This window comes from Mycobacterium sp. (genome assembly GCF_019243155.1).
Classification (GTDB): Bacteria; Actinomycetota; Actinomycetes; order Mycobacteriales; family Mycobacteriaceae; genus Mycobacterium.
The window spans coordinates 1-10,815 of sequence record NZ_JAFAUS010000036.1 but is presented as its reverse complement, the minus strand read 5'-3'; the positions used below and the strand labels follow the sequence as shown (position 1 = coordinate 10,815).

At 64.9% G+C, this 10,815-nt stretch carries 12 protein-coding genes and 1 tRNA gene; 5 read left to right on the top strand and 8 right to left on the bottom strand.

The window, feature by feature from the left end; translation table 11 throughout:
- The first annotated feature begins 174 nt into the window (after positions 1-174).
- From JOZ00_RS01975 to rplA, 5 genes are all read left to right on the top strand, one after another.
- Positions 175-247, top strand: a tRNA-Trp gene (locus JOZ00_RS01975).
- Between the two features lie 93 nt (positions 248-340).
- Positions 341-808 carry a preprotein translocase subunit SecE gene (gene secE / locus JOZ00_RS01970; protein WP_293338947.1) on the top strand — a complete coding sequence of 156 codons (468 nt, stop codon included), beginning with the start codon at positions 341-343 and terminating at the stop codon, positions 806-808.
- A gap of 27 nt (positions 809-835) precedes the next feature.
- Positions 836-1,633 (top strand): transcription termination/antitermination protein NusG, encoded by a 798-nt coding sequence (gene nusG, locus JOZ00_RS01965; RefSeq protein ID WP_293338944.1) that lies wholly within the window; start codon positions 836-838, stop codon positions 1,631-1,633.
- Between the two features lie 27 nt (positions 1,634-1,660).
- Positions 1,661-2,089, top strand: a complete 429-nt coding sequence (gene rplK, locus JOZ00_RS01960) for a 50S ribosomal protein L11 (RefSeq protein WP_293338941.1) — start codon at positions 1,661-1,663, stop codon at positions 2,087-2,089.
- 78 nt (positions 2,090-2,167) lie between these two features.
- A complete protein-coding gene (gene rplA, locus JOZ00_RS01955; RefSeq protein WP_293338939.1) occupies positions 2,168-2,875 on the top strand; it encodes a 50S ribosomal protein L1 in 708 nt (235 codons plus the stop codon).
- A gap of 8 nt (positions 2,876-2,883) precedes the next feature.
- Here the strand turns inward: rplA and JOZ00_RS01950 are convergent, their stop codons facing one another.
- The 8 genes from JOZ00_RS01950 to JOZ00_RS01915 all read right to left on the bottom strand — a co-directional run.
- Positions 2,884-4,101 carry a sigma-70 family RNA polymerase sigma factor gene (locus tag JOZ00_RS01950; protein WP_293338936.1) on the bottom strand — a complete coding sequence of 406 codons (1,218 nt, stop codon included), beginning with the start codon at positions 4,099-4,101 and terminating at the stop codon, positions 2,884-2,886.
- 9 nt (positions 4,102-4,110) lie between these two features.
- The gene (locus JOZ00_RS01945; RefSeq protein ID WP_293338933.1) at positions 4,111-4,809 is read right to left on the bottom strand and encodes a YciI family protein; all 699 of its coding nucleotides are present in this window, start codon (positions 4,807-4,809) and stop codon (positions 4,111-4,113) included.
- A 95-nt stretch (positions 4,810-4,904) separates the two neighbouring features.
- The gene (mmaA4, locus tag JOZ00_RS01940; protein WP_293338930.1) at positions 4,905-5,801 is read right to left on the bottom strand and encodes a hydroxymycolate synthase MmaA4; all 897 of its coding nucleotides are present in this window, start codon (positions 5,799-5,801) and stop codon (positions 4,905-4,907) included.
- Between the two features lie 162 nt (positions 5,802-5,963).
- On the bottom strand, positions 5,964-6,845 hold the full coding sequence (locus tag JOZ00_RS01935) for a cyclopropane mycolic acid synthase family methyltransferase (protein ID WP_293338927.1): 882 nt from the start codon (positions 6,843-6,845) through the stop codon (positions 5,964-5,966).
- 190 nt (positions 6,846-7,035) lie between these two features.
- Positions 7,036-7,896, bottom strand: coding sequence for a cyclopropane mycolic acid synthase family methyltransferase (locus tag JOZ00_RS01930; protein WP_293338924.1), 861 nt, complete (start codon positions 7,894-7,896; stop codon positions 7,036-7,038).
- 88 nt (positions 7,897-7,984) lie between these two features.
- The gene (locus tag JOZ00_RS01925) at positions 7,985-8,833 is read right to left on the bottom strand and encodes an alpha/beta hydrolase (RefSeq protein ID WP_293338950.1); all 849 of its coding nucleotides are present in this window, start codon (positions 8,831-8,833) and stop codon (positions 7,985-7,987) included.
- Between the two features lie 56 nt (positions 8,834-8,889).
- Positions 8,890-10,236, bottom strand: coding sequence for an AarF/ABC1/UbiB kinase family protein (locus tag JOZ00_RS01920; protein ID WP_293338921.1), 1,347 nt, complete (start codon positions 10,234-10,236; stop codon positions 8,890-8,892).
- Between the two features lie 45 nt (positions 10,237-10,281).
- Positions 10,282-10,815 (bottom strand): DinB family protein (locus JOZ00_RS01915; protein WP_293338918.1); only part of this gene is annotated, 534 nt, incomplete at its 5' end.

The window sequence follows — 10,815 nt, the reverse complement described above, 5'->3', positions numbered from 1 at the left end:
GTCGTCAGGACGGTGTGATCAGTCTCGGATTTCCTGCGCTTGAGGGGAATCGAGTACACTCGGACGTCGGGGTTTTCCCAGCATCAGCGCGCTTTCCGTGAAGTCGAAAGAACGGAAGGCGCGCGTGTCATGTAGGCCCCGGTAGGTAAGCGCAGGTTGGCCTGCCAACCGCGAAGGGGCGTAGCTCAACTGGCAGAGCAGCGGTCTCCAAAACCGCAGGTTGCAGGTTCAAGTCCTGTCGCCCCTGCTGAAGACGAAGGCGTGTCATGGTGGACACTGGAAGTGTGTACCACCACTGTGGGACACCTTGGCGAATAACTAGCAAACAAAGGAGCATGCGGTGAGCGACGAAGGCGATGTTGCCAACGACGCCGCAAGCGACGGCACTGAGACTCAAGACGGCCGCACCGGCGGCGGCCGGACGGCCCTGGTGACAGAGCCCGTGAACCGGCCGCAACGCCCCAGCGGCAAGCGGACCCGCCAGCGGGCGGTTGACGCCGGCGAAGACGTCGACGTCGAGTCGTCGGACGAGGTCGAGGTTTCCAAGCAAGACAAAACCAAGAAGGGCGCCAAAGCCAAGAAGGCCAACAAGCCGAAGAAATCAGGGGATCGTTCGGCTAATCCGTTCGTCTTTGTCTACAGCTACCTCAAGCAGGTCGTTGCAGAGATGCGGAAGGTGATCTGGCCCAACCGCAAACAAATGCTCACCTACACCTCAGTGGTACTGGCGTTTTTGGCCTTCATGGTCGCGCTGGTCGGCCTCGCAGATTTCGGGCTGACCAAGCTGGTGCTGTTGGTGTTCGGCTGAGCGAGTAGACAGAGAGGACTGAAAACCGTGACTACCTTCGACGGTGACACGTCCGCGGGTGAAGCGGTCGACGTGAAAGAGACCGACGAGGTCACCGACACCACCGAGACCACTGAGAACCCAGCGACCGCAGAGACCGACGAGACCCCCGAGGCCGCTGACGCCTCGGCTGCCGATGCGTCCGAGGAGTCGGACGAAGACGCCGACCCAGCCGCGACGCTGAAGGCGGACCTGCGCAGCAAGCCTGGCGACTGGTACGTCATCCACTCCTACGCGGGGTACGAGAACAAGGTCAAAGCCAACCTCGAGACGCGCGTGCAGAACCTCGACGTCGGTGACTACATCTTCCAGGTCGAGGTGCCTACCGAAGAGGTCACCGAGATCAAGAACGGTCAGCGCAAGCAGGTCAACCGCAAGGTGTTGCCCGGCTACATCCTGGTCCGCATGGACCTGACGGACGACTCGTGGGCCGCGGTGCGCAACACCCCCGGAGTCACCGGGTTCGTCGGCGCGACATCGCGTCCCTCGGCGCTGACCCTCGACGACGTGGTGAAGTTCCTGCTGCCGCGGGGGGCCGCGAAGAAGCCCGCGAAGGGCGCGGCCACCACCGCCGTCGTCGCCGAGGCGGGCGGTCTGGAGCGTCCGGTCATCGAGGTCGACTACGAAGTCGGCGAATCGGTCACCGTCATGGACGGCCCGTTCGCGACGTTGCCGGCCACGATCAACGAGGTCAACGCCGAACAGCAAAAACTCAAGGTGCTGGTGTCGATCTTCGGCCGCGAAACCCCGGTCGAACTGACCTTCAGCCAAGTCTCCAAGATTTAGAACCCCAGGAAGGAACACCCACATCTCATGGCCCCGAAGAAGAAAGTCGTTGGGCTGATCAAGCTGCAGATCGTGGCGGGGCAGGCCAACCCTGCGCCGCCGGTCGGACCCGCGCTCGGCCAGCACGGCGTCAACATCATGGAGTTCTGCAAGGCCTACAACGCCGCCACCGAGGCCCAGCGGGGCCAGGTCATCCCGGTGGAGATCACGGTTTACGAAGACCGCAGCTTCACGTTCGCGCTCAAGACGCCGCCCGCCGCCAAGCTGCTGCTGAAGGCCGCCGGCGTGGGCAAGGGTTCGGCCGAGCCGCACAAGACCAAGGTCGCCAAGGTCACCTGGGACCAGGTCAAGGAGATCGCCGAGACCAAGAAAACCGATCTCAACGCGAACGACATCGACGCCGCCGCGAAGATCATCGCCGGAACCGCCCGCTCGATGGGCATCACCGTCGAATAGCTCGACACATCGCACGACTCGTGGGAGGGCCAGCTTCGGCCCGCACTAACCACGACCCAACACAGATTGGATCAGCAAGTGAGCAAGAACAGCAAGGCATACCGCGCCGCCGCCGAGAAGGTGGACCGTGACAGCCTGTACTCCCCGCTAGAGGCCGCCAAGCTGGCCAAGGAGACGTCGTCGTCCAAGCAGGACTCGACCGTCGAGGTGGCGATCCGGCTGGGCGTCGACCCCCGCAAGGCCGACCAGATGGTCCGTGGCACGGTCAACCTGCCGCACGGCACCGGTAAGACGGCCCGCGTCGCGGTGTTCGCCGTGGGCGACAAGGCCGAGCAGGCGCAGGCCGCCGGCGCCGACATCGTCGGCAGCGACGACCTGATCGAAAAGATTCAGGGCGGCTTCCTCGACTTCGACGCCGCGATCGCGACGCCCGACCAGATGGCGAAGGTCGGTCGCATCGCTCGCGTGCTGGGCCCGCGCGGCCTGATGCCGAACCCCAAGACCGGCACCGTCACCCCCGATGTCGCCAAGGCGGTGGCCGACATCAAGGGCGGAAAGATCAACTTCCGCATCGACAAGCAGGCCAACCTGCACTTCGTCATCGGCAAGGCCTCGTTCGACGAGAAGGCCCTCGCGGAGAACTACGGCGCCGCACTCGATGAGGTGTTGCGGCTCAAGCCGTCCGCGTCGAAGGGTCGTTACCTGCGCAAGATCACCGTGTCGACGACGACGGGCCCGGGCATTCCGGTGGACCCGGCCGTCACCCGCAACTTCTCCGAGGGATAGTCGGGCGGCTATCCGCCGCACTCGGCGATGCGTCGGCGCAGGAAGTCGCGGCCGGGCTCAGAGCCGTTAGCTTCCAGCGCTATTCGGTACCACTCGACGGCTTCGGCGGGCCGTCCGCCGCGCCGCAGTAAATCCGCGCGCACGGTCGCGACAAGGTTGGAGCGGGCAAGCCGCGGATCGTGAGCGACCTTGTCCAGGGCGGCCAGGCCGGCATCGGGGCCATCGCGGAAACCAAGCGCCAGAGCGCGATTGGCGCGAACGACCGGCGAATCGGTCAGCTGCGCCAGCCGGTCGTAGGCCGCGCAGATGGTGACCCAGTCGGTCTGTTCCCAGGACGGCGCCGTCGCGTGCAGCGCGGCGATCATCGCCTGTGGCAGATAGGGTCCCGCCGAGCCCTGCGCCTGCGTCAACCGCTGCAGCCCACGGGAGATGCGACCGAGGTCCCACCTGCGCCGGTCTTGGTCCTCGAGCGGGACGAGCATCCCGGTGTCGTCGACCCGCGTCGCTCGCCGGGAATCATGCAGCAGCATCAGGGCGGCCAGGGCGTGGGCCTCGGGCTCGCGAGGCATCAGCGCGCACAATTCGGTGCCCAGCCGGATTCCCTCGTCGCACAGCTCATCACGAATCGCCGACGGACCCGCCGTCGACCAGTATCCCTCGGTGAACACCGAGTAGACGCACCCCAGCACGTGGGGCATGCGCTCGCCGAGCAGCTCGGCGGGCGGTACGCGCAGGGGGATGTTGGCGCGGCGAATCTTGTTCTTGGCGCGCGTGATTCGCTGCCCGACGGCCGGCTCGGTTTGCAGTAGCGCCCTGGCGATCTCGGAAACGGTCAGCCCGGACACCAGCCGCAGGGTGAGGGCCAGCTGCGACTGCCGGTCGAGCGCGGGATGCGCACAGGTGAACATCATCCGCAGCTCGTCGTCGCGGACCGGATGCGGGTCGATGCGGTCGGTACGTGCCCTGATGTCGTCCACGGCAAACGCCAATTCCTTTCCGGGACGGACGGATTCGTGGCGCAGCCGATCCCTGGCACGGTTTCGGGCGACGGTCATCAGCCATCCGCCGGGGTTATCGGGCACACCGTCGTCCGGCCAGGTGCGCAACGCCTCGGCGCAGGCCTCCTGGACGGCGTCCTCGGCGACGGTGAGGTCGCCCGACCACCGCGCGAGCGCGGCTACGGCGGGGCCCCATTCCCGACGAAAGACGCCGTCCAGGTTGGGCATTCGCGAGAGCTACAGTGCGGAGATGCCAGCCAGCTGCCGCACCTGCACGGTCGAAGCAGGGATCATCGACGCGAGCTTGACGGCCTCTTCGCGGTCCGCGGCGCTCAACAGGTAGATCCCGGTGGCGATTTCGGCGCCTTCCACATAGGGCCCGTCGGTGATCAGGACCTCGCCATCGCGCACCCGCACGGTTGTCGCCGTGGACCGGTCGTGCAACGCGGCGCCGCCGATGATGTGATCGCCGGCGGCCGCGTGCAGATCCGCGTGCTTAGCTGCGGTGGCCTCCCACTCCGGCGTACCCGGTGTGTGTGCGGTCGCGGGCGGTTCAAGCAGCAACGCGAGCCAGTCATTGCCGGTGAGCGCGCGGGACGGCTCGATCGTGTGGACCGCGGGCCACAACTCGACTGCCCCGTAGGTGGCGAGCGGAATATCGCGCGCCAGCGCCAGTGCCTCGTCGAGGTTTTCGGCCTCGAACACGTAGTAGCCGCAGGCCACCTCGGCGGACTCGGCGAAGGGGCCATCGGTGACGACCGGGGCGTCCGGGCCGCCGGTGATGACCGCTGCCGCGGCCGCGGGCGCCAGCGCGTCTCCGGATTTGATCGCCGGGCCGGCTTTGGCGTGGAAGTTCTGCCAGGCTGCCATCGCGGTGGCCGGTTCGTCGGGTGTGCGGTCCTGCTCCCTGCTGATCAGTAAGGCGAAATACTGCATGTCTCGTCACCTCCGGTAGTGAGCGAAGCCTCCTGCTCCACTCTCTACCTACTCGACGAACACCGCAGCCCTAATCCGACAGGCGTGGGAAAAAATCAGGCGACCGCGCCCGGCTTGAGGTAGGTCACCAGGCTGACGTCAAGCATCTCGTCGGTGAAGTAGTGCTCGCAGCCACGCAGATACTTGATGTAGCGCTCGTAGACCTCTTCGGAGGTGACCTCGATGGCCTTGTCCCGATTGGACTCGAGCGTGTCGCCCCAGATGTGCAGCGTCTTGATGTAATGCGGGCGCAGCGAAAGTGGTTCGGGCACAACAAATCCCGCCTTTTCGCCGTGATCCACCATCATCTGGGTTGACGGCAGCCGTCCGCCCGGGAAGATCTCGGTGACGATGAACTTGATGAACCGCGCCGTCTCAAAGCTCAGCTTTTTGCCGCGGGCGTGCAGGTCGTCGGGGTGGTAGCTGACGCTGCTCTGCACGGTCATCCGGCCGTCCTCGGGCATGATGCCGAAGGTCCGCTTGAAGAAATCGTCGTAGTTCTCGTGGCCGAAGTGCTCAAAAGCCTCGATCGACACGATGCGGTCGACCGGCTCGGTGAAGTCTTCCCAGTTCTGCAGCCGCACCTCGCGAGTGCGGTTGGTGTCGAGGGTGGCCAGAAGCTGCTCGGAGCGGGCGTGCTGGTTCTTGGACAGCGTCAGGCCGATGACGTTAACGTCATACTTCTCGACGGCGCGCTTCATCGTGGTGCCCCACCCGCAGCCGATGTCCAACAGGGTCATGCCCGGCTTGAGGTCCAGCTGGTCCAAGTTCAAGTCGATCTTGGCGTACTGGGCCTCTTCGAGGGTGAGGTCCGGCGGCTCGAAGTAGGCGCAGCTGTAGGTCCGGGTCGGATCCTGAAACAGGCCGAAGAAGTCGTCGGAGACGTCGTAATGCGCCTGGATGTCCTCCGAACGCGTCCGCGTCTTCGTCGGGCTAGTCGGTTGCTCAGCCATGTTCTTGGTGCTTCTCCTGGATCGAATCACTGTCTTATAACGCCTGCGCACACCGTTGAGGCAATGTGACCAGCAACGATACCAATGTCGACGTTTCGCTTAGCGGGGCTGGGTACCGCGCCCCCGAAGCCCGACGCCCGGCACAGAGTCTACTTTCCCGATCTACTTTTCCAGCGTGAACTGGTTGCAGTCGATATACCCCTTCCGAAAGGCGCCGGCGCAGCCGGTCATGTACTTCATATATCGCTCGTAGACCTCTTCGGATTGGATCTCGATCGCCTCGCCCCTGTGTGCCTGCAAGGCCTCAACCCACAGATCGAGGGTCCTGGCGAAGTCCGTCTGCAGCGACTGCATCCGGGTCACAGTGAAACCCACCTTCGCCGAGTGGTCCTGCACCATCTCGATCATCGGCAGCCGGCCGCCCGGGAAGATGTCGGTCAGGATGAACTTGATGAATTTGGCCATCTGGATTGTCACCGGGAGGTGGCGTGCCATGGCCTGCTTCGGGTGGATTGCGGTGATCGAGTGCAGCAGCATCACACCGTCATCGGGCAGGGCGCTGTAGACGAACTTGAAGAAGTCGTCATAGCGGTGGAAGCCGAAGTGCTCCAGTGCCTCGACGACGACGATGCGGTCCACCGGTTCGGTGAAGTCCGCCCAGTCGCACAGCAACGCCCTTCGCGACCGCTTCGAGTCGATACCGCCCAGCACATGCTGGCAGTAGGCGTGCTGATTCTTCGACAACGTCAGCCCGATGACGTTGACGTCGAAACGTTCGACGGCGCGCTTCATGATCGAGCCCCACCCGCAGCCGATGTCGAGCAGCGTCATCCCGGGCTCGAGTCCCAGCTTGCCGAGCGTCAGGTCCACTTTGGCCAGTTGCGCTTCGTGCAGCGTCATGCCGGGACGTGGAAAGTACGCACAGCTGTACGTGCGGGTCGGATCTTGGAACAGTGCGAAGAAATCGTTCGAGATGTCGTAGTGCGCCTGGACATCGTCGACGTTGGACCGTGTACAAGTCGCAGCTGTTGGGTTATCGGACATGTGCCCTCCCAAATGGACCCACCCTGATAGGTGGCCCACCGCGCGAGGCTACTCGCCGCCGGTCGAATACCCGGCATTTGCGCAGTATTAGGCTCGACTTTTTTCGAACTACTTTTCCAGCGTGCCACCGGTGAGCCCCGCCGACCGCCTGATCCCTCTGTGCGGCAAACGCTTTCGACTGTGCCAGGCGCTACTTGGTGAGCGTGAACTGGGCTACGTTGGAGACACCTTTGCGGAACAGGTCCGCACAGCCGGTCAGGTAGCGCATGAAGCGGTCGTAGACCACTTGGGACTGGACGGCGATGGCGCGGTCGCGATTGGCCTCCAGATTGGCCGCCCACGTATCCAGAGTCCGCGCGTAATGCAGCTGCAAATATTCGGTCTGCTCGAGCGAGAAACCGCTGGCCTGTGAAAGGTCGACGATGTCGGGTTCGCCGCACATCTGCCCGCCGGGGAAGATCTCCTTGCCGAGGAAATGCAGGAAACGCAGATCTTTCATCGTGATCGGGATGCCGTGCTCGCTCCACCAGGACTGCGGGTGCGTGAAGATGCTGTGCATCAGCAGCCGGCTGTCATTGGGGAGCGTCTTGTAGGCCCAATCCCAGAACGCGGGCCAACGCTCCTTCTTGAACGCGTCGAAAGCCTCGAAGCTGATGATCCGATCGACTTGCCCTTCGAACTCCTCCCAGCCCTGCAGCCGGGCCTCGGCCCGCCGGGTGGTCGGGATCTCGGCCAACCTTGATTTCGTCCGCGCGTAGTGATTTCGGCTGAGGGTGATGCCGATGACATTGACGTCGTACTTCTCAACCGCTCGGACCACGGCCGCGCCCCACCCGCACCCGACGTCCAGCAGCGTCATTCCCGGCTCGAGATTCAGCTTGTCGAGTCCCAGATCCAGCTTGGCGAGCTGCGCCTCTTCCAGCGTCATGTCGTCGTCTTTGAAGTAAGCGCAGGTGTACACCATGTTGGGGTCAAGGAACAGCGCGAAGAAGTCGTCGGAAATGTCGTAGGTCAACTGCGACTCTTCGTAATACGGCTTCAGCTTGGCCATCGCTATACCCATCCTCCTTCGACAACCGTACAACCCCGCGACTTCGGCTCCATCGCTGGGAATGACGTGTCTAGCTACTACTTTTGGCTCAGCTCGCCGAAGCGAAGTTGCTCGTCAGCACTCCGATAATCGGATCCCACAACTGTTGTGGCAGATCATGACCCATTCCGTCGAATAACACCAATCGGGCGCCGCTGATGGCCCCGGCGATCGAGCGACCGCCGGAGGGCCGCATCAGCTTGTCGGCGCGGCCGTGGATCACGACGGTGGGCGCGACGGTCCGCCGGTTGTAGCGCCGCAGGCTGCCACTGCCCAGGACCGCACCGAAGTGCCGGGCCACCCCCTGGGGGTAGTAGCAGCGGTCGTAGCCCTCGGCGGCGTCCGTGCGGGCCTGCGCTTCGGGCGTGCGATAACGGGGGCTGCCGGTGATGTTCCCGACGCGCACCGAGTTGGCGATGATCACCTCGCGCGGCGAGCCCGGCGGCGGGCCCTTGAGGATCGCCAGCAACGCCCGCGGGGCCGGCGGCGGCAGAAACGCCGAGTTGTTGCTCGAGAAAACGACCCCCAGCGTCCTCGTCCGCTCCTGGAATCGCGCTGCGAAAATCTGAGCGATCATGCCGCCCATCGAGGCCCCCACGATGTGGGCCTGCTGGATCCCGAGGTGATCCAGGACGGCGGCGCCGTCGCCGGCCATGTCCTCCAACGTGTACGCGGCGTTGCTGCGCAGGCCGAGCCAGGAGCGCGCCAATCGTGTCACCATCGGCTGGCCGGAGCTGCGGTGCTCGGTCTTGCTGGACAGCCCGACGTCGCGGTTGTCGTAGCGGATGACCCGTAGGCCCTGTGCGACGAGCTTCTCGCAGAAACCGGTACGCCACAGCAGGAGCTGAGCGCCGAGGCCCATGATCAGCAACACGGGCGGGTCGTCGACATTGCCCATGTCCTCGTAATAGATCTTCAAACCGTCCGAGTTGGCCTTACCGGCACGAAGTTCCACTAGACCTCGACATCGCTCTGATGCTCGCGGCTGACCTCGACCATGAAGTTGGCGAAGTACCCCGTCAGCTGCGGGTCGGACATCATCTGCCACTTCGGCGCCAGCAGCTTCATGTACCGCTCGACGTAGAGGAACTGCTTGCCGATCAGCACCAGCTCGCGCGGCAGTTTGACGTCGTAGGCGTCGGCCAGCGTCGACAACTGCCGCCCGATGTCGGCGTACGACATGTCGCCCAGCGTCTGCATGGTCAGCGGGGTGGCGAAGCGCTCCAGGTCCTTGGCGGCCTGGGCTTCGGGCTTCGTGGTGCCGACGGCGCCCATCAGCACGACGATCTTCCCGGCGGCGGCATGGTCCTTCTTGACCAGCAGGTTGTACACCAACTCGCGCAGCAGCCAGCGGGTGCGCGGATCGATGCGGCCCATGATCCCGAAGTCGAAGAACACGATGCGGCCCTGCTCATCGACGTACAGGTTGCCCGCGTGCAGGTCGCCGTGGAACAACCCGTGCCGCAGCCCGCCCTCGAACACGCTGAACAGCAGGGCCTTGACCAGCTCGGTGCCGTCGAAGCCGGCCTTGCGGATGGCGGCCGCGTCGTCGATGCGGATGCCGTGCACCCGTTCCATCGTCAGCACTCGCTCGCCGGTGAAGTCCCAGTACACCTGGGGAACCCGGATGTTCTTGCCCAGCGGGGAGACGTGCATGTGCGAGACCCAGGCGTCCATCGACTGCGCCTCGAGCCGGAAGTCCAGCTCCTCAGCCAGGTTGTCGGCGAAGTCGGCGACGACGTCCTGCGCCGACAGCCGCCGGCCGAGCTTGGCCAGTTCGACGGCCTGGGCGAAGCGGCGCAGGATCTGCAGGTCGGCGGCGACCCGGCGCCGGATTCCCGGGCGCTGGATCTTGACCACGACGTCCTCGCCGGTCTTCAGCGTGGCGTAGTGCACCTGGGCGATGGACGCCGAGGCGAACGGCTTCTCGTCGAAGGTGGCGAACAGCTCCGAGGGCTCGCCGCCGAGCTCCTCGACCAGCAGCTTGTGCACCTCGTTGGTGTCGGCGGGCGGAACGCGGTCGAGCAGCCCGCGGAATTCGCGGGACAGCGACTCGCCGAATGCCCCGGGGCTGGACGCGATGATCTGGCCGAACTTCACATACGTGGGCCCCAGGTCGGCGAAGGTCTGGGGGAGCTGCTTGATGACCTTCTGCTGCACCGGGCCTTTGCTCGGCAACTTGGTGAGGACGCGGGCGGCGGTGCGGGTCACCTGCCAACCGGTGACGGCTACCCGAGCGGCTTCGACGGGCAGTGGCACCCGGTCGAGCTTGGCCACCTCGCGGTGTTTGGTAGAACTCATCCCCGCAGTCTGCCAAACCCTGCGTGTCTAGGCCCAATCTCCGTTTTACCCGACCGCGCCGGTTTGGCCGCCCTCGTGCCCGTCTCGTTTCCAGGGCGTCACCCAGCCCGAGATCTCCCAGCCCTCCAGCCCGGCGATCAACTCGTACATCGTCGCCCCGTCGATGGTCTCCCGAACGATGTCCGCGTGCCCGGCATGTCTGGCCAGCTCGTTGATGACATGCAGGATCACCCAGCGCACCGACCAGGCCTTCTGATCCTTGGGGAACCACGGGATGTCCTGCGGCACCGGCACCGCGGCATCCAGGTCGGCGGTTTCCACCAGCCGCAGGGATGCCGCGTTCTGCGTCTCGAACCTGCGCAGCAACTCGTCCAGCGTCTCCACGGGCCGCATCACGTGCTGATCGCCGAATTCCTTCGCTATCTCGTCGAACGGCCGGGGGTCCTTGGGCGGTTGGTCCGGGGCGGCCGCGACCCGTGCCATCCAGTTGCGCTGCATGGCGGTGACGTGTTTGACCAGCCCGCCGATCGACAGCGCGCTGGCCGACGGCGTGGACCGGGCCTGCTCGTCGGTGAGGCC

Bases quoted from the DNA above. Each gene is read 5' to 3' on its own strand.
- rplK (WP_293338941.1), top strand. From the start codon at position 1,661: ATGGCCCCGAAGAAGAAAGTCGTTGGGCTGATCAAGCTGCAGATCGTG.
- JOZ00_RS01950 (WP_293338936.1), bottom strand. From the start codon at position 4,101: ATGCCCAACCTGGACGGCGTCTTTCGTCGGGAATGGGGCCCCGCCGTA.
- JOZ00_RS01945 (WP_293338933.1), bottom strand. From the start codon at position 4,809: ATGCAGTATTTCGCCTTACTGATCAGCAGGGAGCAGGACCGCACACCC.
- mmaA4 (WP_293338930.1), bottom strand. From the start codon at position 5,801: ATGGCTGAGCAACCGACTAGCCCGACGAAGACGCGGACGCGTTCGGAG.
- JOZ00_RS01935 (WP_293338927.1), bottom strand. From the start codon at position 6,845: ATGTCCGATAACCCAACAGCTGCGACTTGTACACGGTCCAACGTCGAC.
- JOZ00_RS01930 (WP_293338924.1), bottom strand. From the start codon at position 7,896: ATGGCCAAGCTGAAGCCGTATTACGAAGAGTCGCAGTTGACCTACGAC.
- JOZ00_RS01925 (WP_293338950.1), bottom strand. From the start codon at position 8,833: ATGGGCAATGTCGACGACCCGCCCGTGTTGCTGATCATGGGCCTCGGC.
- JOZ00_RS01920 (WP_293338921.1), bottom strand. From the start codon at position 10,236: ATGAGTTCTACCAAACACCGCGAGGTGGCCAAGCTCGACCGGGTGCCA.